This is a genomic window from Streptomyces sp. NPDC090032, assembly GCF_044748025.1.
GTDB lineage: Bacteria > Actinomycetota > Actinomycetes > Streptomycetales > Streptomycetaceae > Streptomyces.
In genome coordinates this window covers 156,023-182,105 of the sequence record NZ_JBIVFF010000007.1, presented here as the reverse complement: position 1 = coordinate 182,105, position 26,083 = coordinate 156,023, and the positions used below count along the sequence as shown (strand labels likewise).

Below are 26,083 nucleotides of genomic sequence, written 5' to 3'. Positions count from 1 at the left end.
AACACTGACGACGCGAACCTCTGACACCGGAAACCAGGAGGGCTTCGGCATGGCCACCTTCAAGTACGTCGCGGTCGGCCCGGACGGGAAGCGGGCCAACGGTGTGCTCACGGGCTCCAGTGTCGACGGCGTGACCGACAGCCTGACCCGGCAGGGCTACGACGTGCAGTCGGTCAAGGCCGCGGGCCGCAACCTGCTGCAGCTCGAACTCACCGCGGAAAAGGTCGACCTGGTCGAGCTGAGCAACTTCTCCCGCCAGATGGGCGCCTTCATCAAGGCCGGAGTGCCCATCCTGGACGCCCTGGAGATCATCCGCGCCGAGACCAAGGACAAGAAGCTGGGCAAGGTACTCGTCGACGTCATGGACTCGCTGCGATTCGGCGAAAGCTTCGCCGTCGCGATGGCCGCCCACACCACGGCGCTCCCGCCGTTCTACATCTCCGTCCTCCGCTCGGCCGAGGCGACCGGTGAACTCGACGTGGTGATGGCCCAGTTGGCCCGCTACATCGAGCGCGACGTCGAGGGCCGGCGCAGTATCCGCTCCGCGCTGACCTATCCGATCCTGGTGATGGGTCTGGCCGTCGCCGTCGTCCTCGTCCTCGTCATCTTCGTGCTGCCCCGTTTCAAGGTGTTCTTCGAGTCCTTCCACGCGGAACTGCCGCTGCCCACCCGGATTCTGCTGGGCTTCACCGACTTCGTCACGGCCTGGTATCCGGTCATCGTCGGCGTGCTCGTCGCGCTCGTCGCCGCACTGATCGCCGGTTTGCGGACCGAGCGGGGACGGGTACTGCGCGACCGCTTCCTGCTGGCGATGCCGGTGGTCGGCGACGTGGTCCGCTTCATGGTCATCGAACGGTTCTGCCGCATCCTGACCTCGATGATCAAGGCCGGCGTGCCCATCACGGAGGCGCTCAGCCTGGCCGGCTCGGGCGCCAACAACCTGGTGTACGAACGGTCCATCGGGACGGCCCAGATCGAGATGCTCGAAGGCGGCGGCGTCTCCGGGCCGATCGCCCGCACCAAGCTCTTCCCCGGGGCGGTCACCCAGATGATGCGTGTGGGGGAAGAGACCGGGACCCTCGACGACCAGCTCGAGAACGTGTCCGAGTTCTACGAGAAGGAACTGCAGCACAAACTCAAGCGGCTGACCAGCCTGTTCGAGCCGACTGTGGTGATCATGGTCGGGGTCGTCGTGGGGTTCGTGGCCGTCGCCCTCATCTCGGCGATCTACGGCGTCTACAGCCAGGTCAACGTCCAATGACCGGCCTGGCACGCCGCCCGCGGCTCCGCCGCGGCGAAGAGGGCGAGACTCTGGTCGAGGTTCTGGTCGCCGTGGTGCTCATGGGAGTCGCCTTCGTGACCATCCTCGGGGGCATGGGCACCGCGATCATCAGCTCGGTCACGCAGCACAAGGTGACCAGCGCCGATTCGGTCATCCGCAGCGCCGCCGAAAAGGTCGTCAGCGACCCGTACGTGTCCTGCGCCAGTAGTTACGAGACTCCGACGCCGCCGGCCGGGTACACCGTGACCGTCAAGATCGAGTACTGGGACGGGGTGGGTGCGTTCGGCCGGCCCTGCCCGACGGCCGACACCGGAGTGCAGAAGGTGACGCTCACCGTGCACTCGACCGGCCCACACCCCGTCAGGGACGCGACGCTCGAGGTGGTCAAGCGGGAGTCGATGCTGTCATGACGACACAACGGCCGACTGTGCGCTCGGAGTCGGGGTTCACCCTGACCGAGTTGCTGGTCACGATCGTCATCGTGGGCATCATCGGGGCACTGCTGCCCAAGGCCATCATCCTCGGACTGCGGTTCACAGCGGGCACCGAGAAGCGGGTGGCCGCCACCAGCGCGCTGGGCACGCTCAACCGCTACTTCTACGGCGACGTGCAGAGCGCGGACAAGGTCACGACCGACCCCGCATGCGGCGTTGCCGACGTGATCGTCCACCTGAGCCGGACCGGTACCGACGTCGTCTACACCTACGACCGGCCGACCGGCGCCCTCAACCGGGTGAAGTGCACCGACGGAGGCGTCGTCACCACGTTGCTGGGCCGGTTCGACAACGCCACATCGACCCATCCGGTGACTCTGAGCTGCGGTGCCGAGACCTCGTGCACCCCGCCCATGGAGGTAACGCTGACCGTGCAGAGCGACCCCGCCGCGCCCCCGACCGCCCTCACAGCCGTCCGACGATCGAGCTCGTCATGACCGGCCGCCTGGATCCGCGCCGCCTGCGCGACGACGAACAGGGCGCGACACTGATCCTCGCGCTGGCCTTCGTCGTCGTCTTCAGCCTGGTCACCGTGTCGGTCCTGTCCTTCGCCGGCACGGGACTGAAAGCCGCGAGCGTGTACGTCGACCAGGGCAAGCGGGGCTACAGCGCGGACGGTGCCACGCAGCTCGCGATCAAGAACTTCTCGCAGGGCAACCCGTGCGCCGACTACACCGCCCCGCCGATCAACGGCCGGCAGATGATCGTCCACTGCGACCCCCTCAACGCGTCTCCCGCCACCACGCGCGCGACCCAACCGCAGGACGCGCTGCGCAGCCTGGGCCAGGCCGCGAAGGACGGCATCAACGTGACCACGCACGGCCTGCGCGTGCAGGGCAGCGTGTTCTCCAACTCGAACGTCACCACCGGCGCCGGCGCCTCGATGACGGTGTCCGGCGACGTGTCCGCCGTCGGCGACTGCTCCAGTGCCGTGTCGCAGACCCAGCTGCCCCCGGCCCAGGCGCCGTACGTGCACGACTGCGCCAACGACACCCCGTCGGCTCCCGCCGACGAGGTCGTGGGCGCCGACCCCGACTACGCCCCGCCCGCCACGGCCGTCCCGGTCCGGCGGACGGTGCCCACGTGCCCCGACCCCGGTTCCTGGCTGGTGCGGTTGCGGCCCGGCTACTACGACGACGCCCGCGCCCTCACCCGCCTCACCGGTGGTGATTGCCCCGACGTCGTCGTGTGGCTGCAGCCGGGTATCTACTACTTCGACTTCACCTTCTCCGGCCCCGCCGCGGTCTGGACGGTCGACGACCCCACGGTCAGCGTGGTCGGCGGCACGCGGGCAGGCTGGGATCCCGGGGCCCCCGCCCGCCCGGCCGTCCCCGACCCGGGCGGTTGCGACAAAAAGCGGCCCGAGGGCGTCGAGGTCATGATGGGCGGCGGCAGCCGATTCCAGGTCGACCGTGGACACGTCGAACTGTGCGCCCCGGTGGCCCCGGACGCGCAGCAGGTGGCGGTGTACGGGGTCCAGCCGCCGAAGCCGTCCCACACGCTGAAGCCGACAGCGGTGGTCGCGAACACCGGCTTCACCAACCCGGGCCATGCTCTGACCAGTGGCGAACAGCCGACCCTGCCCGGCTGTCCGCAGCCGACGGGCACCGCGAGCTGCACGGCCGACGCTGTCCTTGACCCGACGAAACGTCCGTCGGCCTCGATGCAGCTCGCCGGCTTCACCCCGCAGGTGCCGCCCGGCTCGGTCATCACCAGCGCGAAGCTGCGTGTCAATCACGAGGACGACGGTGACCTGACCTCCCCCGGCGCGGTGAAGGTCACCACCGCGGTCGGCACGGACACCTGCCGCACCGACAACCTGCCCCGGCACACGGCGCTCGCCATGGATCCCCCGATCGACCTGCTGGGCGCGTGCGGGCTCACCGACCCGGCGCGGCTCACCGGCCTAACAGTGACCTACGCCGCCACCCTGGACACCGACGGCACCACCGCCGAGGAACGTCTGGACGGCATCTGGCTGGAGGTCGCCTACCGCACACCGACCACGTTCAAGCCGACTGCCGTGACCGCATCGACCGGGTTCACCGCCACCGGCACCGATCCCGACGACGCCCTGGAGATCGGCGAACAGCCGACGTCGTTGATGGCCGGCGCAGATCTGACCACGGCGGCGCCGTCCGCGTCGGTCACCCTGGCCGGGTTCGGCCGGCCGCCCTTGCCACAAGGGTCGACGATCCGCTCTGCCGTACTGCGGGTGGCCCATCAGGAGACCGGCGACGCGGCGGCGCCCAGAGTCAACGTCACCCCCGGGGGCGGCGGTGGCGGTTGTACCGACCTGCCGCTCACCGCGCGGGCCGACCTGGGCGACGACCGCGTCGACCTGAAGGCATGCGGCATCACCGACCCCGCACAGCTGACCGGCCTGACCGCGACCTACGCCGCCCGACTGAAGGTGGGCGGCACCGCGGGCGCCGATTCCCTGGACGGCATGTGGCTCGAAGTCGTCTACGATCCGCCGCCACCCCGGCCGGCGACGAGCGCGGAGTCGACGACGTTCACCCCCGCGACCAGCGCCAAGGCGATCGACGGCGCCGACACGGCCCGCGCCACACTCGACTCGGACACCAGGCCGACCGCCACCATCGACCTCGGCGGTTACGACACCCCTGCGGTGGCGCCCGGCTCGGTCCTGGACGGGGCCCTGCTGCACGTCGCGCATCGCGACGATCCCGGGGCGGCCGGAGGACCGCCGCCGAAGGTCGCGGTCACCCTGACCGGGCCCGGCATACCCCGCTCCTGCACCACCTCGCAGAAGCTCGCCGCGCGCCCGGACGCCCTGGCCACCGACACCCTGGACCTGGTCGCCACCTGCGGGCTGACCGACCCCGCCCAGCTGACCGGCGTGGTCGTGACCTACACCGCCACCCTCGGCGCCGGCAGCACCACCGCCACCGATCAGCTCGACGGCGTCACCCTGGAACTGGCCTACCGACCCCCGATCTCGGTACGGCCCACCAAGGCGATCAGCACCGCGACGCCCACCGCCGCGGCGTTCCCCGACCCGAAGAACGCGCAAGCGATCGACACCACCACCTCGACCGCGAGGCTTGCCGCGGCCTCCCCGTCGGCGTCGATCCAGCTCGGCGCGTTCGCGACGCTGCCCCTGCCGGCGGGCGCGGTGATCGACAAGGTCCTGCTGCGCGTATCGCACCGGGATGACGACACCACCCCGGCACCGCCTTCGCCCACGAAGCCACCCGCGGCCGCGCTGACCGTCTCCGGCACCGGTACCGCCTGCGACGCGAAGCACGCCCTGACCGCCCATGAGGGGGCACTCGGTGTCGACGTGGTCGACCTCGGCGCCTGCGGGGTCACGAAGGACGACCAGTTGTCCAAGCTCGCTGTCGACTATGCGGCGAGGTTGGGCGAGGGCAGTACCGACGCCGTCGTCCAGCTCGACGGCGTCGAGCTGGACATCGTGTTCCGAGCCCCGTCCATCAGGGCCCTGTCCGGCTGCCTCACCGTGGGCAGCCGTTGCGCGGTGCTGAAGTCGACCGACGACGCCGACACGACCACCGATCACAGCCGCCTGGTGATCAACGGCACCGTCTACGCGCCGACCGCTGCCGTCGACCTGTCGATGAGTCAGGTCAGCTCTCAGGTCGTCACCCGCGGCATCATCGCCCGGACCATCGATCTCGGCATCAGCCCCGCCACCGGATACCGCCGCCCGGTGATCGGAATCCCACCGGAGCCGGTGCTGTTCACGACCTATCCGGCCGTGATCGCGAAACCGGCGTCGGTCGCCGCGATCACCAGGTTCACGCCCCCGGCTCCCGGCGCGCCCGTCGACGTCACGGACGCCACCATCCCCGGCGGTGGCCAGGCGTCCCTCACGTTCGGCGGCTACGACCGGCCGGCACCGGCCACGACCGGACCGCTCGAGCACGTCGTCCTGCAGGTGGCGCACCACGACGACGGCGACGTGAAGTCGGTGAAGATGTCGGTGGACTTCACCGGCAGCACCTGCACCGGCGTCAACAACTCACTGGACGTGCCGGTCCATCTCGGCTCGAGCGGCCCGGTGACCGACCAGATCGACCTGGCACCGTGTGGCCTGACCAAAGCCTCCCTGTTGGCCGGGTTGACCGTGACCTACACCGTCACCGCCGGGAGCGGCGGCGCGACCGAGCACCTCGGCGGCACCCGGATCGACCTGCTGTCCGGCCCGCTCGTCCAGGCCGCCGTGTCCTTCGACGGCCACGCCGGCACCGTCAAGCAGTGGACGGTCCTGCCATGAGCAAACACGCCACCTTGGAGGCCACCATGCCCGGGCCGAGTTCCGCGATCATTGACCACCTGCTCGGTGAGCTGTGGGAGCGGGGCGGCAGCGACCTGCTGCTCACCGCCGGATCGGCGCCGTTCCTCCGCGTCGACGGCGCCCTGCGACCGGTCGAGGGGGCCGCGCTGACCGAGCCGGAGGTTGATCGCCTGGTGACCGGGGTGCTGGGCAAGGAACTCACGGAACGGTTCCGCCGGGAGAAGCAGGTCGATTTCGCGTTCAGCTGGGGCGAGAAGGCCAGGTTGCGCGGGAACGCTTTCGTGCAGCGCGGCGCGTCGGCGCTGGCGCTGCGGATCATCCCGTTCGACGTGCCGTCGTCCGAGCAGCTCGGGCTTCCCCCGGTCGTCATCGGATGGGCGGGTATGCCGCGCGGGTTCGTGCTGGTCACCGGGCCGACCGGGTCGGGCAAGTCGACGAGCCTGGCGGCGCTCCTCGACTACGTCAACACGCACCGGTCGGTGCACATCCTCACCATCGAGGACCCGATCGAGTACCTGCACCGGCACAAGCGCTCGGCGGTCAACCAGCGCGAGGTCGGCACCGACACCGACTCGTTCCCCGCCGCGTTGCGCTCGGCCCTGCGCGAGGATCCCGATGTCCTGCTCCTCGGCGAGATGCGCGACCCGGAGAGCATCTCCGCGGCCCTGACCATCGCCGAGACCGGGCACCTGGTGTTCGCCACCCTGCACACCAACGACACGTCGCAGACGCTGGACCGCATCGTCGACGTGTTCCCGGCCGAGCAACAGCCGCAGATCCGGCTGCAATTGGCGCACACCCTGGTCGGCATCCTCAACCAGACGCTCATCCCCCGGATCGGCGGGGGCCGGGTGGCCGCCTTCGAGGTGCTGGTAGGCACGTCGGCGATCCGCAACCTGATCCGCGAGGGCAAGACTCGCCAGATCCGCAACGTGGTCTCGACCGGCCACCGTGACGGCATGCAGACCCTCGAGACCAGCATCAACGCCCTCGTCGCGGCAGGCACCATCGCCTACGAGGAGGCCGTGCTGTGCACGGCCTGCCCGGAGGACATCCAGCGGCCCCACGTCCCGGTCGGCCGCACCACGGCTCACCCATGGGACGGCCGGAAAGACTCAGTGCCGACCATCCGCAGTATGTGACAACCGGCGTCCGTGGTCACAGGGCTGTGACCAAGAGCGCTAGTTGGCACTTGGGAGCGTTCGTGACCTGCTCTGATGCCAACTAACCTCAGCAACTGGCGGTGCGGAATCAGATAGATAGTTGGCGCTTTGGTACACCGCAGGTCAGAGGCTGTTTCATCGGTAGTTCGAGGTCATCGGCCCGCGCGTCCGACGAAGAGGACGATGGCGCCGCAGGCAGCATCGACCGGTCGGCAGTGAGCGTGGACTCCACCTCCTGCCAAGCCCACCAGCGCGTCGCCCGAACTCCCAGGAAGCGCCCGAGCATACTGCCGGAAAGAACACCGTCCCACAGCATTACGGCGACCTCATTCATTGGCACGACGCGAGCGCCTGATAGCCAACGTCGAAGAGCTGCATCGTGCTGGGGTCCGTGCAGGCCAGTGAGAGGGGCGAGTGCCTTCTGGTTGACGCGCCGATCCGACTGTCAGGTGAGTCCGCTCGCCTTTTTGAATGCCGCATTCCGCCGACGCTGATGCGTCGCCGCACTGTGTCCAGCCATGGCGTCGCGGAGCTTACTGGCGAGTTTGCGGTGGCCGCGCAGGGCATGTCCAAGCGCCTCTGCCAATGGCTCGTCAGCTTCGCGCAGGGGTTGCGTGAGGATGCTGATCAGGTCCGCCGGGATCGCAGCTGGATGGCGGGTGATGAGGGAAGCGACGAGATCGGCGCCGCGCAGGGCGGGCGTCTGCCCCTCGGTCAGCAACTCCTCAGCAAGAGTCCACAGCGGGCCAGGCGTCGTTGTGAAGCCCATGGCCAGGTCGCATCGGTCCGGTGCCCATTCCTTCTCGTTCACCGTGGCCCGTACGTAGGCGAGGATCGACTCGTCCGCGAGCGTTGCCGAGCCCATGAGTCGCAGAACGTGGTCAAGGTCGTCTCCTGCCTCAACGAGCGCCGCGCACAGAACATCGGCGTCGCTTTCTTCCGCCCGCTGAGCGAGTTCGGGCGCGCGGCCTCGGGCGGCCGCCAAGAGAGTGACACGCTGTTGAGCAGTGGCGTGTGGCCAGAGTTCGTTCGCGTAGTCCCAAGGCCGTTCGGTCTCGGACTCGGCAAGATGTGTTACGAGGCAGTCGCGCAACTCGTGGGGCAGATCGGTTCGTTGGGCCGCCGCTCCAGCACGATCGCGGGTGACGGCGTCGAGGGAGGACCAGTGCTGTGCATACCAACGCAGACAGGTGACATCGACGGCCGCCTCGGTGACGTAGTGCGCGAGGAAGCTCAGCGCGACCCCCGTCTGGTTGTAGCTGACAAGTTGGTGCATCAATTGGACGGCCTGCGGGAGATGGCGGGCGCGTGCGGCGTCATCTTGGAAGACGACGTGAACGCTGGGCATCAGCTCCTCGGCGATGGTCGGTTGGTTCGCTGGTACAGCACTGAGGAGTAGGGCTGCCATATCCGTGGCTCGCCTGCAGCCGATGCTGGTAGTGAGGAGGGCTGGGAGTGTCTCGCGTGCGAACCGACCCATCGCGTCGTGCGCCGTGAGGTCGGAAGTGAGGGCAGACAGGGTGTGCTCTAGGGCGTCGCGGACGGGGGGTTCGGCAGCGTCGGGGGCACGGTGCAGGTATTCGACGAGTACGTCGCGCAGGGTGGAGCCGATGGTGTCCCCGGGGCCGCGGTGCTCGAGAAGCCGGTCGGCGAGTAGGCGTACGCAGAGTGCGGCGTCGTTTTCGGGCAGACCACGCAGCACATCACCTACTGCGCCTGCCACCAGCGGGTCGTCGCCCGCCACGGCGCCGAGCGCTTCGGCGATGGTGTGGGTAACTTTCGCGCTGTCGGTGAGGCTCTTGACTGCGGGGAGCCACTGCGTGAGGAGTTCGAGGCCGGCGAGCATGATGTCGGTGTCCTCGTCCTCCGCGCACGATACGGCGACGGCCCCGGTGAGCTGGGCGGCAAGCGTGTCGTATGTCTCGCTATTGGAGGAGTCTTCCCATTCCCTGTCCGGGCCGGTGCTGTGGGCAAGGACACGGATGGCTTCACGGCTTGCGGGAAGGTCGCCTTGAAGGCAGGTCAGGAGGGCGAGGGCAAGCGGGCGGTTCCAGCGGTGGATGTCGGCGTGGTCGATGACCGCTGTGGCGACGGGGGCGAGGAAGTGGGGAGCTTCGCTGCGGGCGGCCCGGGTGAGGAGAGCGGCGAAGGCACTGGCGGGCCATGCGGAGCGGTGGGCGCTGCGGTCGTCGTCGATCCAGAAGGCGAGGTCTTCGTCTTCTCCGCCCTCGGTGAGATAGCGGAAGTAGCTGTCCACTGCGGGCGCTAGTTCGGTGGCGTGGGCGCCCGCGGGCAGCCGTATCAGGGCCTCCGCCCAGAGCAGCGCCTCCCCCGCATCCTCAGGCGGGTCGAGAAGGATCTTGAGGAGGCGAGGCAGGTGGGCTTCGTCGGTGAGGCCGAGCAGCGGGACGAGGAGGTGAGAGGGGACCGCCAGGGTCATCTCGGGGCGGCGGCGAGCGATGATGTCGGTGAGTGCCCGCAGGGGCCGGGTTTCCTCCAGAGGCAGGTTCGCGAGCTGTTCGGCTGTTTCCCCGAGGGCGATGATCGCGGCTGTCACAGCGTTGTCGAGGTCCTGGCCTGGGCGGGCCGCCCCCAGCGCTGCCGCGGCAGCCTCGAGCACGCGAGGGAGCGCGTCCGCAGCGGCCAGTCGGCGCGCGAATGCCGCACCGTCACGGCCGATCAGCTCTTGCTGGATGTGCGTGGCCATCTCACTGCCGAGCAAGCGACTGGCCTGGCTCGATCCAAGGGTCAGCAGCGGACCGATGCGGGCAGGGCGGTCCACGCGGGCCCGGGCAGCGGTCGCCAGCAGGTAGCGCAGACCCGGGTGGCTTTCGAAGTCCGGGCGGGGCGGGGTTGATGCGATCACGTAGGACTTCAGAAGCGGGTCCAGGAGTCCTTGTTCTGGACCCAGGAGCGCGTCATCGATCCGGTGGAGGAGGTCTTCTTCCGCACGGATGGCGTCATAGAGGTCGCGAAAGTCGTGCCGGAGCACCGTCAATCGGGCCAGTGCGACGGGGTATCCGGTGACTTCTCGCGCCGCGATCCGGGGCGGCCGGGCACCTGCGGCCATCTCACGGAACTGGGCGAGCTGGAAGTCGGTAAAGAAGGAGTTCAGAAGACGGATGACATGCCGGGGGTCGCGCACGCCTTGGTGAACAAGAACATCGAGGAGGGTGCGTACTTCCGCCTGACCGCCAAGTTCGGCTACTGCGGGGTGCTGCGGCTGGCGGTGCAAGAGGAGTTCGGCGGCGTAGTCGCGCAAGTCAGCGTCGCCCGGCGCAGGCAACACCAGACGGACGGTGAACAGCTTGTTGAGGTATTCCTGGGCGGCCTCCTCGGTTGCCTTGCGAGTGGCAATCGCGGTGGGAGCGGGGGACGGTGCGGCTGCGGGAATAGCAGCCGGAGCTCTCGTCGTGGCCTCTCCTGGCTCGCCAGCCACTGGGCCCTGGTCTCCACGGACCCGCATCTGAGTATCAGCTGGGCGTCGCGCAAGCCCAGGTCGCACGCCGACGATGGCCTCCCTCACGATGCTCTCGTCACAGGACAGCACGAACACCGGCTGCTTGACTCGCTGTTGGTGACCTGTCAGCAGAAAGCTGCGTAGCGTGGTGAGCGCTTCGAGAACGTCGGCCGCGGCAAGGCGATCAATGTCGTCCACAGCGATCACCAGGCGCCGGTCAACGGAGAGCAGCAGCCGGGTGAAGGCCTGTTCCAGTTCATCGGTGGAGTCTGGGCGGGGACTCGTCAGCGTGATCTCGTAGGCCTTGAGAGTCTGCAGGGCACTTTCCTTGCCGGCCGCGAGTACCGCAGATATGGCGGCAGCACTGACCAGGACAGCGGTCAGCGAGGTCGCACCTTTGGCGGCAAACCACGTCAGGGCAGGAACTCCTTCACCCACACCGAACCGGTGGCCGAAGATGACGAGGGCCACGCCGATGAGCCACAGCACGCCGAGCATGGTGCCAACCCAGGCAAGCCCGGTCCCGGCCGCGAGCACGTAACGGCGTAGGCCCGAGCGTCCTGGAACGGTGGAGCGAGGCCCCGGGCGCGGCAAGGTGTGCTGACGGCCGCCCTCCATACACGCCCGTTGGCTCGCGAACTCATCGGCACTGATGAGATCCTGTCGGTGGGCCTCATCTAGCAAGGCGTACATCAGTGCTCTCGCCCGGGCGACCCCGCTGTGGTGCTCAGCGCTGACGTGCAGCACAGCCCACTTCTTGTTAACCGCCAGTTCCGTCTTCAGCAACTGAACGACGGACGACTTGCCACTGCCGAACGGTCCAAGCAGTCCAATCGCCAGAGACTGACCAGCGGCGGTGATGGTGCGCGCAAGTTGTCGGGCGACCGAATGATGGTCGAAGAGGTCCTCGCGGCTGTGGCCGATTGCGATGTCCTCGATCGTCCATGGAAGTTGAGGTGCCACTGATCACATCCGATGCAGCCGTACGCCAGAGTGCCTGAATCTTACGAGCAGGCACTGACACCACGCGAAGGATCAGGGTTATCACGAGCTCGGACACCGCCGTCGTCGCGGTGCTGGATCTGTGCGCCAGCTTCGGACTACCGAAGTAGAGCGGCCAGGCGCCGGCGTCCGCACCAGCCGGCCCTGGTGGATCACCCGTCACCGCCGGCGGGTCATCTCTCCGCATACGCTCCGCGCAATCCGGTGGTTCGCGCCACCTAGCGGCACGCCAAGCTGGTCAGCTGTTGGCCCTGACCACTTCAACGGAACCCGGAACGAGCCCGAGGCGGGTCTCCGTCCGGGTGTTCCACCCCATCGTCTGCTCCACACAGCGGCTGCTGTCGAGGTCGAACACCGCGCAGGGCTGCTGGTTCAACGACGACGTGTAGATCAGACCCTGAATGGGGTCGTCCGGGTTGAAGACCTTGAGGAGGAACTCCGCGATCACTTGAGTCGGCACGTAATCGATCTGGTCGTAGCCGTCCCGAACCGGCTTGGCCATCTGCGCAACGAACTGGTGCAAAAACTGCAGGGTGCGCCGCTGGTGGCCACGTTCGGGGTCGAACATCGACGGAACTCCGGGAAGTCGGGTGAAGTCGACGACCGCGCAGCTGCGGGAAAGTTCGAAGGTGCCTACAGCCAGCTGTAGTGGCTCGCCGCGCGTCACCTCCTGCACAGCGGTGTCCTGGTCGAACGCGCCGTAGAACATCGGGATTCCGGCCGGGCTCATCCTGTTGGAGCTCCGGGCGAACTCACGGGGAGCGGTGCCGAGGTCGGCAGCGCCCCAACCGGCTGCTGTCGTCACCTCGCTGTCCCGGACCTCGCGGGCGCGCCACAGCCTGGTGCCTGCGGGGATTTCCTGCACCAAGTCCAGGTCCAAGATGTGCTGACCGATCTGATCAAGGATGCGTCCCGCGGGGATCTCCCCCCAGCGTTCCTCCTCCCGGTCCGCATTGTCGCGGCGGAGCCAGAAGACGTACCTGGTCCTGTGTTGGATCTGCTCGCAGAAGCTCTGCCAACTGGAGGCGAGCTGCTCGTTGTAGCGCAGGAACTGCCAGCCGATCTCGGTCCATGTCTGGTCGCCGATCGCATCGCGGACAGCCTCCAGGACTGCATCGTTGGCGAAGGCGTCGTAGTAGTCACTCACCAGGTCCCAGGTGTCCCAGGTGCCGGCGACATGGTAACCGCCCTCCCCGCTGTCGTAGGGGACTCCCTCGTCGTCGGCGTTGGCGTACTCGGTCCTCAGCCCGGCGACGAATGCTTCTGTGAGAACGTCCAGTTCAGCGGCAGAACTCTCGCCACAAAAGGAGCACTCCTCGTCGTCCTTGGCGGCATCCGAGATCACCTTCTTGAGTGCCGGCTCACGGAGGCATCCCGCACACACATGGTTGCTTCGGGAGGACCAGCCCCGATCGAACTCAAGCTCCATCTGCCGCTTTGCCGCACCCATGTCCGGCAGCCTACGCGTGGCAGCGCTCGGTCTGTTCATCGGCCGTGCGGTGTGTGATGAGCCGTAGTGCACGGTCGGCGCGATATATCGAGCTCGCCAGCCCGGAGGCTGGGTGCCGCTTGTCAAAGACTGCCGGTCTGCCACGCCAGCCGCGGCGCATGTCCGTCTTCCCGTCTACGGAGCCCTGCGGCCACGCTGACCGCGCCGGGAGCGGACACCAGTGAGCGCCGCGGACCGAGACTGGCCGTTGCGCCGGCGCGTACTGTGCAGCGCCGACGCTCTCTCGGGATTGGCGATCACCTGTGCCGTGCCGCTGCTGTCCTCGCCTTTGTCCACTTGGTGGTGTGGATCGGCCCCCGCTCGACCTCAGCAGCCCGCACCCAGTTCCGCAAGGTGTCCGGGTTGACCCCCGTCTCCTTCGCGACCGCAGTTCGGTGGCCGCCCCAATCTCGATACAGCGCGACCGCGTCACGACGGAACTTGCCCAGGCACTTCGACGGGCGTCTCGCCTGGGCTTCCCTTCCCAGACCTACAAGATCAAACTGGCAGGTGTCCACAGCGAGGGGTGAAGCTCCCTACCTGTCGCCCCTGCCAGGTTCGTCTCTCATGGCCAGCTTTCAGCTAGCGCGCCACCGTTGGGCAGTGAGGCGCCATCACCTCTAGAAACCAACAGTGATCTTGGTGCCAACTATCCCTCTTTTGTGCCAACTAAAAATCCTCGTCACAAGGGCCTCAGCGGCGCACGCGCGGCATTCCCAGGCCTATCCAGGAGATGATTTCGCGCTGGATCTCGTTGTTCCCGCCGCCGAAGGTGAAGATCACGGCTGATCGGTAGCCACGTTCGAGCTCGCCGTGCAGAACGGCGCCCGCGGAGCCCTCCTTGAGCGCTCCCGCCGCCGCGACGACCTCCATCAGCCAGGCGTACGCCTCACGACGCGCCTCGGAGCCGTACACCTTCACGGCGGAGGCGTCCTGCGGGGTGAGGCTGCCTTCCTGGACGGCGTTCACCATCTGCCAGTTGAGGAGTTTCATCGCGTCGAGCCGGGTGTGGGTCTGGGCGAGGCGCTTCCGCACCCAGCCGAGGTCGATGACCCGGCGCCCGTCGGCCAGTTTGGTGTCCATGGCCCAGCGCTGCACGTCGCGCAGGGCGCGGATGGCCATGGTGCCGTGGGCGGCGAGCGTGACGCGCTCGTGGTTGAGCTGGTTCGTGATGAGGCGCCAGCCCTTGTTCTCCTCGCCTACGCGCCGGCTGACGGGAACGCGGATGTTCTCGTAGTAGCTGGCCGTGGTGTCGTGCGAGGCAAGGGTGTTGATGAGGGTGCAGGAGTAGCCGGGGTCCGACGTCGGCACGAGGAGCATGGTGATGCCCTTGTGCGGCGGGGCGTCCGGGTCGGTGCGCACGGCGAGCCACACCCAGTCGGCCGTGTCGCCGTTGGTCGTCCAGATCTTCTGCCCGTTCACCGTGTAGTGGCCGGTGGCCTCGTCCCCCTCGCGCACCGCCCGCGTCTTCAGCGCGGCGAGGTCGGTGCCCGCGTCGGGCTCGCTGTAGCCGATGGCGAAGTCGAGCTCTCCGGAGAGGATCTTCGGCAGGAAGTACGCCTTCTGCTCGTCACTGCCGTACTGCATGATCGTGGGGCCGACGGTGTTGAGCGCCATGAGCGGCAGGGGCACCCCCGCCTGCGCGGCCTCGTCGAAGAAGATGAACTGTTCCATGGGCGTGAGGCCGCGCCCGCCGTACTCCTTCGGCCAGCCGACGCCCAGCCACCCGTCGGTGCCGAGCCGGCGCACCGTCTCCCGGTAGAACCGCTTCTGCGCGGCCGGGTCCTCGTAGCGGGCGTACGCGTTGTCGGGCACCAGCTCCGCGAAGTAGGCGCGCAGCTCCGCGCGCAACTGCTGTTGCTCGGGCGTGTATTCGAGGTGCACGGCCCCTCCTGGCGGTCGCTGGTACACCGGTTCCCGGTCCTGACGGCGCACACAGTAGAACTCGTTACAGAAATAGGGAATGGGCACGGGCGGACGGTTCCGGTGCCGGAGCCCTCGCCGTCAACCCCTTGGCCGGGTCCCGCGCGGTCGATCCCTTTGCGGGGGCGCCCGCGGTCAATCCCTTTGCGGGGGCGCGCGCCCGTGGTTAGGTTCAGCCGCGCCCTCAACTCCCCGCCCAAGGAGCCCTCTTGTCGCTGAACCTGACACCGCTGACCGATCCGTCCGGTGGTCCGGACACCCGCCGCCTCGCCTGGCTGGCGTCGGACGCCGACGGGAACCCGGTCGGCTCCGCGTTCCTGCGGCTCATCGACCGGGACGGGCAGCGGCATCTCGCCCAGCTGTCCCTCCAGGTGCATCCCGCGGAACGCCGTCGCGGCGCCGGCACCCTGCTCCTCGACGCGGCGGTGAAGGGCGCGAAGGACGACGGGCGGCGCTCGCTCACCGCGCCGGCCGACGACGGCTCACCCGCCGACCTGTTCCTGGCCGCGCGAGGGTTCCGCCGGGTGCTGAACCTGACCTACGCGCGGCTCCCACTCTCGGACGCGGATGTCCCGGCCCTGACCCGGACGAAGCATGCGGCGCACCCCGGCTACCGGCTCGTCTCCTGGGAAGGGACCGTTCCGGACGACCTGGCCGCGACGTTCGCCGCGTCGCGTCGCGCCATGGACGACATGCCGATGGACGACACCGACTACGGGACGGTCGCGTGGGACGTGGACCGGGTCCGCGCGGTGGCCAAGGCGGTCGAGGAGCGCGGCGAACACCTCGACACGGTGGCGGCGGTCGACACCACCGACGGCACGGTCGTGGGGTTCACCGAGCTTGTCGTCCCCGGTGACGGCACGGGCGACGGGGAGCACTACGGAACGGGCGTGCTGCCCGAACACCGCGGTCACGGGCTCGCGCGCTGGATGAAGGCCGAGTCGATCCTCCGCGCCCGCAGCCGCCACCCCGAGCTCGGGGGCCTGCTCACGGACACCGCCGACAGCAACACGCACATGCGCGCGGTGAACGACGGACTCGGATACGTGCCGACGCACCGGACCTACGAGTACCAGCTCGACCTCCAGCAGGCCTGACGACCTCGGCTCTCGACCGGACCTGAAGGCGCGCACGACGGCCATCGCGGGACCGCGGTGGCCATCGTCACACCCTCCCCCGGCCACCACCGCGCCGAGGTAGTTGTAGAGTACAACGTGAGCGAAGGTTGTAAACACCAACTCTATGAGCTGTATACGCCAACGCCCGCCTCTGCTCTCCGCCCATCACTGGAGGTCCTGCCCATGCCCGCCGATCACAAGGCACACCGCCCCGAGCACTCGGGCGCCGTGCACGGCGTGCGGAATCCGGCTCTGCGCCACGTCGTGACGCACCTCATCACCCCGCTGCTGATGTGCGTGGGCATGGGGCTCGCCTACATGGGGGCCTTCGTGGCGCCCGAGCCGCACCATCTGCCGGTGGCGGTCGTCGGGTCGGGGCCCGAGACGAAGGTCTTCGCCCAGACGGTGAAGGACAAGGCCGGTGACGCACTCGACGTCCGTACGCTCGACAGCCGCTCGGCGGCCGTGGAGCAGCTTCGGTCGCGTGACATCGACGGCGCGTACGTGCTGAGCGCGAAGTCCCCCGAGCTGATCGTCGCGACCGCCGGGTCCGACATGAGCGCGATCACCGCCGAGAAGATCTTCACGCCTGTCGCCACACAGCAAGGCGTGCCGCTCAAGGTGACCGACGTGACCCCGACCGTCTCGGACGACCCGACGGGACAGGGCCTGTTCTTCCTGCTGGTGGCTCTGAGCATCGGTTCGTACGCGTCGGTGGCCGTGGTCGGCGCGGCGGGCTCCGCCCTGTCGATGCGGACGCGGGCCGCGCTCGTGGTCGGTGTGTCCGGCGTGGTCGGCCTCGTCGGCGCGGCACTCGCAGGGCCCGTCTTCCACCTGGCCCACCACGGCCTGTGGGGCATGTGGGCCATGTCCTGGCTGTACTCGGCGGGCATCCTGTTCGTCGGCGTGGGTCTGCACACGTTCCTGAAGAGGTGGACGACGCTGGCGCTCATGGTCCTGTTCGTGATGCTGAACTTCACCAGCTCCGGCGGCCTCTACCGGCCCGAGCTGCAGAACGGCTTCTTCGGCACCCTGCACGCCTTCTGGAACGGCGCGGGCTTCGTCGAGGGCTCGCGCAGCCTGCTCTACTTCGGCAGCCACGGCCTGGCCAGGAACGTGTGGACGCTGGCCGTCTGGCTCGTCGTCGGCCTGGTCATGACGGGGCTCGCCGCCCTCACGGAGCGACGGCGCGGCGCCGATGCGGCCGAGCCCCGGCAGCACGCCGCGCACAGCGTGACGGAGTCTCCCGCACGCTCCACGGAGAGCTCCGAGGAGGCGGCGGAGGAAGAGATGGAGGAGACGGTCGCGGTCTGACCGTCACCGGCAGGTCGGCTGTCGCGCCGGACCGTCATCCTCGAAGCCGTCGGCAGGTCGGCTGTCGCGCCGGACCAGCGTCCTCAGAGCCCGGCAGGTCGGCTGTCGCGCCGGGCGTCCTGATGCGGGCGCCCGGCGCTCACGTGCCGGCCCAGCGTCCTTGAAAGCCCGTCACGCCCCCTGCGGCATCCGCTTCGCCTTGCCCCGCAGCTGGATCGCCGTGACCATCTCCACCACGCCGACGGCGATCAGCCAGCAGCCGCCGACCAGGGTGAGTACGGCGACGGACTCGAACGGCGAGACGATCAGGACCACACCGGCCAGCGCGCTCACGATGCCGAGGAAGATCTGCCAGCCGCGCGCCGGCATCGCCGGGTCGGAGCCGGCCGCGACAGCCTGGGTGATGCCGCGGAACAGCCAGCCGATGCCGATCCACAGCGCGAGCAGCAGGATCGACTGCATCGCCCCGCGGAAACAGAACAGGCCCAGCAGGATCGACAGCGCGCCGCTGATGAAGGCCATCACGCGCAGCCCGGTGGTGACATGGGTGCCGAACGCGGCCACCACCTGGAAGATGCCGGTGACCAGGAGATAGACGCCGAAGAGCACTCCGGCGGCGAACAGGGAAGCCCCGGGCCAGACGAGGACCAGCACGCCCAGGATCACGGCCGCCAGTCCCGCCAGGAGCACCACCTGCCACGCGGATTGAGCCAGGCGTCCGAGCGGCCCCTGGGGCGCGGCCGGGCGCTCTTCGCGGGTTTCTTCGGACGTCGGGATTCGGGGTTCGTGCGGTGCGTGGGTCATATCCGACTGTTCACACGAAGACGGCGGGACCGCCACTCGGGTGAGGCGAATGACGTACGCCACCGGCACGAAGCCGCGAGACTCCGCACAATTGGGCCATGACCGAACGCTCCAAGAGCTCCGAACCGCCCTTCCGTGTCCGTCGGGTCTACGATCCGCCGTCGCCCGCCGACGGAATCCGGGTCCTGGTGGACCGCCTGTGGCCGCGCGGCGTCTCCAAGGAGCGGGCCGACGTCCAGGAGTGGATGAAGGACCTGACGCCGTCCACCGCGCTGCGCTCCTGGTACCACGAGGACCGTGAGTCCCGTTTCCCGGAGTTCGAACGCCGCTACCGCGTCGAGCTCGCGGAGCCGGACCGCGTGGAGCTGACGGACAGGCTGCGGGCGCTGGCCCGTACGAGCACGGTCACGCTGGTCACCTCGGTCAAGGACATCGAGCACAGCCATGTGCCGGTCCTGGTGCGGCATCTGACCGGGAGCTGACCGGCCCGGGGACGGTACGACCGGGTCCCGCCGCACCACCACGCGGCGCCTCGGGCGTACGGGCCCGACCCGACAGCAGGTGCGAACCGGCACAAGCTATGCCAATTTTGTGCAACGACGCATCGCATGGACGCATGGCCTCGTCCGAGCGACGCGGGCACCGGTGGCGCCGGGGCTCGCCGTAGCACCCCCGGGAGGGCCCGTATGACCTGATCTCCGACCGCAGGGCCGTCGAGGCCATGGCCGCCGAGGCCGTCGTCCTGACCCTCCACCGCCCCGACCGGCTCGACCGGATCCAGGACAAGATCGACGGCCTCGGGACCGACGACACAGCGAGGCGATGAAGCATGTCCGCGCCCGACAGTGAACTGGCCGCCCGCATCGCCGAGTTGATGCCGCGGGCGAAGGCCGACCTGGGCGAGCTCGTCGCCGTCCCGTCCGTCGCCGACCCGCGCCAGTACCCGCCCGAGGGGTGCCGCGAGGCCGCGCAGTGGGTCGCGGACACGTTCGCCGAGGCGGGCCTGCACGACGTCCACCTCGCCGAGACCCCGGACGGCAGCCTTGCCGTCATCGGGCACCGGCCGGCACCGCCCGGCGCGCCGACCGTGCTCCTGTACTGCCACTACGACGTGCGTCCGCCGCTCGACGACGCGGCCTGGACGAGCCCCCCGTTCACCCTCACCGAGCGCGACGGACGCTGGTACGGGCGGGGCACCGCGGACTGCAAGGGCAACATCGTCATGCACCTCACGGCGCTGCGGGCCCTCGGGGACGACCTCCCCGTCGGCATCAAGTTCGTCGCCGAAGGCGCACGGGAGCAGGGCACGGGCGGCCTGGAGGCGTACGTCGCCCAGCATCCCGAACTGTTCCTCGCGAACGCCCTGTTGATCTGCGACACCGGGAACGCGGCGGTCGGCACGGGCACGGCGACGACGTCCCTGCGTGGTCTCGGTGAGGTCGTGGTGAGCGTCGACACGCTGGCCGGCGACGTGCACTCCGGCATGTTCGGCGGACCCGCGCCCGACGCCCTCGCCGCGCTCGTCCAGATGCTGTCGACCCTGCGCGACCCGAAGACGGGCGCCACACGCATCGACGGGCTCGACGGCACAGGGACGTGGGCGGGCGCCAGGTACGACGAGGAGCGGTTCCGCAAGGACGCGGGCGTTCTCGACGGGGTGCGGCTGACCGGGACGGGCTCCGTCGCGGACCGGCTCTGGGCGCGTCCCGCGGTCACGGTCCTCGGCATCGACTGTCCGCCGGTGGCCGCTTCGTCCGCCTCGATCCCCGCGACGGCCCGCGCGCGGGTGAGCCTGCGCGTGCCCCCTGGCACGAACGCCGACGCGGCGCGCGAGGCGCTCACCGCGCATCTCCTGGCGGCGGCACCGTGGGGTGCGCGGGTCGCCGTGGAGGCCGGGTCCACCGCCTCCCCGTTCCGGGCCGCCACCGGCGGTCCCGCGTACGCGGCGCTGGGCCGGGCCATGGCCACCGTGTACGGAAAACCGATGGAATTCCTCGGCCAGGGCGGCTCCGTCCCGCTGTGCAACGTCCTCGCCCAGGCCTTTCCCCGAGCCGAGATCGTCCTGATGGGGGTGGCGGAACCGCAGTGCCTCGTCCACGCCCCGAACGAGAGCGTGGACCCCTCCGAGATCGAGCACATGGCGCAGGTGGAGGCACTGTTCCTGCGCGCGTACGGCACCGAAGCGCGCCGCTGACACCCCCCTGGGAGACCGAAGTGACCACCGCCGACACCCCCACCGCCGACCCCGACTTCGCCGACCGGTCCGACTTCGAGGAGGCGGACCGGGGTCTCGTCTCTCCGCCGCTCTCCTCGACCATCACGGCCGAGGACGGGCGCGTCGTGTGGAACTTCGACGACACCGCGTTCCTCGACGAGGACTGTCCCGGCACCGCGCACCCGAACCTGTGGCGACAGTCCCAACTGTGCGCGCGGGCCGGTCTGTTCGAGGTGACCGAGGGTGTCTTCCAGGTGCGCGGGTTCGACCTCTCCAACATGACGCTGATCGAGGGCGACCACGGCGTCGTGGTCGTCGACCCGCTCGCCTCGACGGAGACGGCGGCCGCCGCTCTGGAGCTGTACCGGTCGCAGCGCGGCGAACGGCCGGTCGCCGCCGTCGTGTTCACCCACTCCCACATCGACCACTTCGGCGGTGTGCTCGGCGTCATCGGAGCCGACGACGGCGTGCCCGTGGTCGCTCCGCAGGGCTTCATGGAGCACTCCGTGTCGGAGACCGTGTACGCGGGTACGGCGATGCTGCGCCGCGGCGTCTACTACTCGGGCTCCAACCTGGAGCGGGGGCCGGAAGGGCTCGTGGGCATGGGACTCGGTTTCACCGCGTCGACCGGCACCGCGGGGATGGTGGCGCCCACGGTCGACGTCCGGCACACAGGACAGGAACTGACCCTCGACGGCGTCGTGTTCCGCTTCCAGATGACACCGGGCACCGAGGCTCCGGCGGAGATGAACTTCCTGCTGCCCCAGCGGCGCGCCCTGTGCATGGCCGAGAACGCCACGCACAACCTGCACAACGTCCTGACCCTGCGCGGCGCAGTGGTCCGCGACGCCCGGATCTGGGCCCGCTACCTCAACGAGGCCGTCGAACTCTTCGGCCACGACGCGGACGTACTGTTCGCCTCGCACCACTGGCCCACCTGGGGCTCGGACCGGATCAGGTCGTTCCTGGCGGAGCAGCGCGACCTGTACGCGTATCTGCACGACCAGACCTTGCGGCTGATCAACCAGGGGTACACGGGGACGGAGATCGCCGAGCTGATCGAGCTGCCGCCGGCGCTCGCCACGGCCTGGCACGCGCGCGGCTACTACGGCTCCGTCAGCCACAACGTGAAGGCCGTCTACCAGCGTTACATGGGCTGGTACGACGGCAACCCCGCCTCTCTGTGGGAGCACCCGCCCACCGAGACCGCCGAGCGGTACGTCGAGTGCATGGGCGGCCTCGAATCGGTCCTCGGCAAGGCCCGTTCGTACCTGGAGGAGGGCGATCTGCGGTTCGCCGCCCAGCTCCTGAGGCACGCCGTGTTCGCCGCGCCGGACAGCGCCGACGCGAAGGAGCTGCTCGCCCAGGCCTTCGAACGGCTCGCGCAGGGCGCGGAGTGCGCGACCTGGCGCAACTGCTACCTCACCGGCTCCCAGGAGCTGCGCGGCGAGATCAAGGCGACCAACATCGGCGGCGGCAGCATGGCTGAGGCCATGAGCGTCGAGCAGCTCTTCGACTCGCTCGCGGTCCGGGTCGACGGGCCCAGGGCGTGGGACCACTCGCTCACCCTGCACTGGCACCTGTCGGACCTGGGAGAGATGTACCGCATGACGCTGCACAACGGTGTCCTGGTCCACACCCGTACGACCCGGCCCGCCGACAGCGCGGACCTATCCCTCACGCTGACGAAGCCCCAACTCCTCACCCTGCTGGCGGGGAAGGGGCTCCACGGCGTCTACCACTCGGGCGACCTGGGCGCCCTCGACACCCTGCTCTCGGTCCTCGACGAGAACGATCCGGATTTCGCGATCGTGACCCCGTGACCGTGGCGACGGGCGGGGTGCGCGACCGGACCACAGCCCGTACGCACTAGTCCAGCGGGCCCTCCGCCACCCCATGGCATCCCATGAGTACATGACACCGGACCGTGAGGACCGTCCCCCGGGGGACGCGAGCGACGAGATCGCCTCGCTCCGCGCGCGGGTCGCCCAGCTGGAGTCCGCGGCGCCTGCGCGGCCCCGGCACCGTCTGCGCTCGTTCTTCGCGGGCCTCCTGATCGTCCTCGTGGCCATCCTGACGCCGCTCAGCGCCGTCGCGACCTGGGCCGACGACGTCGTCGGCGACACCGATCGCTATGTGGCGACGGTGAAACCGCTGGCTTCCGAGCCCGCTGTCCAGGCCGCCGTCACGGACCGCGTCACGCACGCCGTCATGGAACACATCGATCTCAAGACGCTCCTCAGCGACGTGGCACCCGAGGACCGGCCGAGGCTCGAAAAGGCATTGGGGAGGCTGAGCGGCCCGCTCACCAGCGGACTCAGCGGATTCGTACACGACACCGTGCAGAAGTTCGTGTCGAGCGACGCGTTCGAGACGCTGTGGACCGGCCTCAACCGGCGCGTGCACACGGCGGTCGACAAGGCGCTGACCGGGAGCGGCGGCGGCGCCGTCAAGCTCACGAACGACGCGGTGACCATCGACCTGGCTCCCGTCATCGAGGAGGTGAAACAGCGGCTCGTCGACCGCGGCCTCAAGGTCGCCTCGAAGATCCCCGAGGTGCACACCGACTTCACGGTCATGACGTCGGACTCCATCGGAAAGGTCAAGAAGGGGTTCCGGCTGCTCCAGCTCATGGGTGTCTGGCTGCCGGTCATGACCCTGGTCCTCGCCGCCTGCGCCGTCCTCCTGGCCGTCCGCAGGCGCCGCGCGCTCGTGGCGGCGGGGATCGCCGTCGCGGTGGGCGCCGCGATCCTCGGCATCGGCCTGTGGGTCTTCCGCGCGATCTACCTCGACGGGTTGCCCGCCGAGATCTCGCAGCCCGCCGCCGGGGCCGTGTACGACGCGCTGGTGCGGTACCTGCGGACGACCGTGCGCATGGTGATCACCGTCGGTGTGGTGGTGGCGCTCGCGGCCTGGCTGACCGGCGACGGCCGTGCCGCGACCCGGGTCAAGGCCATGTGGCGCGGCGGCATCGGCGCGGTGCGCGACGCGGCCGGCCTCACGGGCGGCCCGGTGGGCGCCTGGGTGCACCGGGCGAAGACGTGGCTGAACTGGACCGTCGTCGTGGTGTCGGCCGTGATCATGCTGGTGTGGGACCGTCCGACGGGCGTCGTCATCGTATGGATCGCGCTGTGTGCGCTCATCGCTCTCGCGGTGGTCGAGTTCCTTGACGACGACGGATCGCCGCATGTGACGGCGGCCCCTGCCGGGTGACGCGGTGGCGCTTCGGTGTCAGGCGCGCGCGGGTCGGCGTACGGCGCGGGGGCGGTACTCGACCACGGTCAGCGCGAGGGCCACGTACCTCTCGACCAACTCGTCCACGGACACGGGTCCTTCCGTCCGGTACCACTCCGCGATCGCGTTGCACATGGCGATCACCGCGCGCCGGGCGTCGTCCGGGTACGGGGTGAGGAAGATGCCCTGTGTCACGCCCCGCTCGACGACCTCGCGGAACTGCCGGCTGCCGCGCGCCTCGTTCTTCCGGTAGCGCGCCAGGTGCTCCGGCTCCAGGCTGCGCCCTTCGGTCAGCACGATGCTGCTCTTCACGGGGTGGTCGGTACGGAACCGTACGGTCGCCGCGACGAGCGCCTCCAGTTGCTCGGCGGGGTCGTCGCCCGCCGCCTCCAACGCCTCGTCGCACGCGTTGAAGTAGGCGTCGAGACCGTCGTCGAGGATGGCGACCAGGAGGTCCTGCTTGCCTTTGTAGTAGTAGTACAGGGCGGACAGGCTCACCCCCGCGCGCTGGGCGATGTCGCGGATCGAGGTGGTTCCGTAGCCCCGCTCGGAGAACTCCTGCCGGGCAGCCTCGACGATGGCCTTGTGGCCTGCGGGTTGCGTGGACACAGTTCTCCGATCTCCTGCTCCCGTCCCGGCGCCGCGCGCTGAACGAACGGTCGAACAGTCGGAGCGGGACGCCGCCGAGTGTACTGGCACACACCACGAACCGGCCGGTCACAGGGCAAATGACCAGCGCGGACGCCTCGGAGTTCCGATCCTGGCGGCACGGCTGCGGGCCACGTGATCACCGTCACAGCCCTGGGGGCGTCCGGACTGGCAGCATGCCGACCATGGGTGCTCAATACAACCAACTCGCCGTGGCGCAGGCCGATGCCACGTCCGGCCGCGCGGACCTGCTCCCCCTCGGTGAGCTACTGGATCTCGACGCGTCGGGCGACAGCGCCTTCACCGGCATGCCGCACACGGGCCGGCCGCCGCTGGCCTTCGGCGGGGTCACGCTCGCGCAGGCTCTGCTGGCGGCGGGGCGCACGGTCGACGGCGGGCGGCAACCGCACTCCCTGCACGCCTACTTCCTGCGTCCGGTGGCCCCACAGGCCCCGGTCTCGTACGAGGTGGAGCGGTTGCGGGACGGGGCGTCCTACGCGGCTCGGCAGGTGGCCGCACGCCAGGACGGCATGACCGTGCTCAGTCTCTCCGCCTCCTTCAAGAAGGCCGAGAACGCGCTCGACCATCAGCCGGAGATGCCCGGCGCACCGGCGCCGGACGCGTGCGAGGCCCCGTACCAGGTGATGGCCCGGGAGCACCCGGAGCGGTTCGCGGAATCCGTCATCCCCCGCGCCGTCGACCTGCGGATCGTGGAGGCGGACGCCGATGAACTGGCGGCGCGGGCGGAGGGCATGTCGCGGCGGCGCTGCTGGCTGCGGGCGGCGCGACCGCTGCCCGACGAGCCTGTGCTGCACGCCGCGGCGCTCGCCTACCTCTCCGACCTGACGATCTCCCCCACGGCCGCGCTTCCCTGGGAGTCGCCCGGTGCGCGGCGTACCCGGCGGCCGAGGGTGCGGCTGGCGTCGCTGGACCACGCCATGTGGTTCCACCGTCCCGCGCGCGCCGACGCCTGGCTGCTGTACGCCCAGCACACCACGAACCTGTCCGACGGCCGCGCGATGTCACGCGGTGAACTCTGGTCGCAGGACGGCCAGTTGGTCGCCTCGGTGCTCCAGGAAGCGCTGATCCGCCACCGGCCCGCGACCGCCTGACCCCGCCCACCCCCGCAGTGCAACCGGAAGGAATCCACTCCACATGCCCGACTTCTCCTGGGGCGCAGGCACCGGCCTCGACCGCATCCGCACGCTCGCCGAGGAACTGGGGCACTCGCCGCACGTCCCCTATACGCAGTTCGGCCTGCGTATCACCCAGGTCGACAAGGGACGGGTGGAGATGGCCTGGTCGCCCGGGGAGTCCCTGCTCAACCGGGGCGGTGTCGTGCACGGCGGCTTCATCGCGACGACGCTCGACGAGGCGTGCGGCGCCGCCGTGATGTCCGGGAGCGAGCCGCTCACACCGTTCCTGACGATGAGCCTGAACGTCGAGTACCTGCGCCCGCTCCGGGCGGACGCCACGTACAAGGTGGTCGGGACGGTGCTCAAGCCGGGCCGGCTCCGGACGCTGGTACGGGCGGCCGTCGAGGACTCGGCGGGCAGGCTGTGCGCGGAGGCCACTGCTTCGATGACGCCCAACCGGGCCCTGCTGCAGACGTCTGGACACGCACCGGCGGGGACCGTAGCTTAACGAATGTT

General features: G+C 69.4%; 19 protein-coding genes. 13 read left to right on the top strand and 6 right to left on the bottom strand.

The features are described from left to right. Positions 1-49: 49 nt before the first annotated feature. Genes ACIPWY_RS19030 through ACIPWY_RS19010 form a run of 5 tightly spaced genes read left to right on the top strand, consistent with a single transcriptional unit; the run spans position 50 to position 7,200 of the window. A complete protein-coding gene (locus ACIPWY_RS19030) occupies positions 50-1,261 on the top strand; it encodes a type II secretion system F family protein (RefSeq protein WP_393700661.1) in 1,212 nt (403 codons plus the stop codon). Continuing rightward, complete coding sequence (locus ACIPWY_RS19025) at positions 1,258-1,692, top strand: type II secretion system protein (protein ID WP_362907395.1); 435 nt, start codon at positions 1,258-1,260, stop codon at positions 1,690-1,692. Before ACIPWY_RS19030 ends, ACIPWY_RS19025 begins: the two co-directional genes overlap by 4 nt. After that, positions 1,689-2,213 carry a type II secretion system protein gene (locus ACIPWY_RS19020; protein ID WP_362907397.1) on the top strand — a complete coding sequence of 175 codons (525 nt, stop codon included), beginning with the start codon at positions 1,689-1,691 and terminating at the stop codon, positions 2,211-2,213. The genes ACIPWY_RS19025 and ACIPWY_RS19020 overlap by 4 nt, the downstream gene beginning before the upstream one ends. Next, entirely contained in the window at positions 2,210-6,037 is a 3,828-nt protein-coding gene (locus ACIPWY_RS19015; protein WP_393700658.1) for a hypothetical protein, read from the top strand. Before ACIPWY_RS19020 ends, ACIPWY_RS19015 begins: the two co-directional genes overlap by 4 nt. Continuing rightward, complete coding sequence (locus ACIPWY_RS19010) at positions 6,034-7,200, top strand: type IV pilus twitching motility protein PilT (protein WP_393700656.1); 1,167 nt, start codon at positions 6,034-6,036, stop codon at positions 7,198-7,200. The genes ACIPWY_RS19015 and ACIPWY_RS19010 overlap by 4 nt, the downstream gene beginning before the upstream one ends. Positions 7,201-7,666: 466 nt before the next feature. Here the strand turns inward: ACIPWY_RS19010 and ACIPWY_RS19005 are convergent, their stop codons facing one another. The 4 genes from ACIPWY_RS19005 to ACIPWY_RS18990 form a co-directional block, all read right to left on the bottom strand. Next, positions 7,667-11,644 carry a P-loop NTPase fold protein gene (locus ACIPWY_RS19005; RefSeq protein ID WP_393700654.1) on the bottom strand — a complete coding sequence of 1,326 codons (3,978 nt, stop codon included), beginning with the start codon at positions 11,642-11,644 and terminating at the stop codon, positions 7,667-7,669. Between the two features lie 277 nt (positions 11,645-11,921). Then, a complete protein-coding gene (locus ACIPWY_RS19000) occupies positions 11,922-13,133 on the bottom strand; it encodes a HEPN-associated N-terminal domain-containing protein (RefSeq protein WP_393700652.1) in 1,212 nt (403 codons plus the stop codon). 296 nt (positions 13,134-13,429) lie between these two features. Then, the gene (locus ACIPWY_RS18995) at positions 13,430-13,690 is read right to left on the bottom strand and encodes a transposase (RefSeq protein ID WP_393700650.1); all 261 of its coding nucleotides are present in this window, start codon (positions 13,688-13,690) and stop codon (positions 13,430-13,432) included. Positions 13,691-13,865: 175 nt separating this feature from the next. Then, positions 13,866-15,056: an acyl-CoA dehydrogenase family protein gene (locus ACIPWY_RS18990; RefSeq protein WP_362907403.1), complete on the bottom strand. Its 1,191-nt coding sequence runs from the start codon at positions 15,054-15,056 to the stop codon at positions 13,866-13,868. A 248-nt stretch (positions 15,057-15,304) separates the two neighbouring features. Here ACIPWY_RS18990 and ACIPWY_RS18985 point away from each other — a divergent pair, with 248 nt between their 5' ends. Further along, positions 15,305-16,195, top strand: coding sequence for a GNAT family N-acetyltransferase (locus ACIPWY_RS18985; RefSeq protein ID WP_362907405.1), 891 nt, complete (start codon positions 15,305-15,307; stop codon positions 16,193-16,195). Positions 16,196-16,399: 204 nt separating this feature from the next. Further along, positions 16,400-17,530 (top strand): hypothetical protein, encoded by a 1,131-nt coding sequence (locus ACIPWY_RS18980; RefSeq protein WP_401533972.1) that lies wholly within the window; start codon positions 16,400-16,402, stop codon positions 17,528-17,530. Positions 17,531-17,701: 171 nt separating this feature from the next. Here the strand turns inward: ACIPWY_RS18980 and ACIPWY_RS18975 are convergent, their stop codons facing one another. After that, on the bottom strand, positions 17,702-18,334 hold the full coding sequence (locus ACIPWY_RS18975) for an HdeD family acid-resistance protein (RefSeq protein WP_362907406.1): 633 nt from the start codon (positions 18,332-18,334) through the stop codon (positions 17,702-17,704). 98 nt (positions 18,335-18,432) lie between these two features. Here ACIPWY_RS18975 and ACIPWY_RS18970 point away from each other — a divergent pair, with 98 nt between their 5' ends. The 4 genes from ACIPWY_RS18970 to ACIPWY_RS18955 all read left to right on the top strand — a co-directional run bounded on the left by ACIPWY_RS18970 (position 18,433) and on the right by ACIPWY_RS18955 (position 23,762). After that, positions 18,433-18,816 carry a DUF488 family protein gene (locus tag ACIPWY_RS18970; RefSeq protein ID WP_362907408.1) on the top strand — a complete coding sequence of 128 codons (384 nt, stop codon included), beginning with the start codon at positions 18,433-18,435 and terminating at the stop codon, positions 18,814-18,816. 347 nt (positions 18,817-19,163) lie between these two features. Next, positions 19,164-20,528 carry a dipeptidase gene (locus ACIPWY_RS18965; protein WP_401533970.1) on the top strand — a complete coding sequence of 455 codons (1,365 nt, stop codon included), beginning with the start codon at positions 19,164-19,166 and terminating at the stop codon, positions 20,526-20,528. Positions 20,529-20,548: 20 nt separating this feature from the next. After that, positions 20,549-22,372: an alkyl/aryl-sulfatase gene (locus tag ACIPWY_RS18960; RefSeq protein WP_401533968.1), complete on the top strand. Its 1,824-nt coding sequence runs from the start codon at positions 20,549-20,551 to the stop codon at positions 22,370-22,372. A gap of 91 nt (positions 22,373-22,463) precedes the next feature. Then, a complete protein-coding gene (locus ACIPWY_RS18955) occupies positions 22,464-23,762 on the top strand; it encodes a hypothetical protein (protein ID WP_401533966.1) in 1,299 nt (432 codons plus the stop codon). Between the two features lie 18 nt (positions 23,763-23,780). On the opposite strand, the gene ACIPWY_RS18950 is transcribed toward ACIPWY_RS18955, so the two are convergent. Next, entirely contained in the window at positions 23,781-24,392 is a 612-nt protein-coding gene (locus tag ACIPWY_RS18950; RefSeq protein WP_401533964.1) for a TetR/AcrR family transcriptional regulator, read from the bottom strand. A 224-nt stretch (positions 24,393-24,616) separates the two neighbouring features. Here ACIPWY_RS18950 and ACIPWY_RS18945 point away from each other — a divergent pair, with 224 nt between their 5' ends. Next, the gene (locus tag ACIPWY_RS18945) at positions 24,617-25,543 is read left to right on the top strand and encodes an acyl-CoA thioesterase (RefSeq protein ID WP_401533962.1); all 927 of its coding nucleotides are present in this window, start codon (positions 24,617-24,619) and stop codon (positions 25,541-25,543) included. A 43-nt stretch (positions 25,544-25,586) separates the two neighbouring features. Further along, positions 25,587-26,075: a PaaI family thioesterase gene (locus tag ACIPWY_RS18940; protein WP_362907417.1), complete on the top strand. Its 489-nt coding sequence runs from the start codon at positions 25,587-25,589 to the stop codon at positions 26,073-26,075. Positions 26,076-26,083 lie beyond the last annotated feature (8 nt).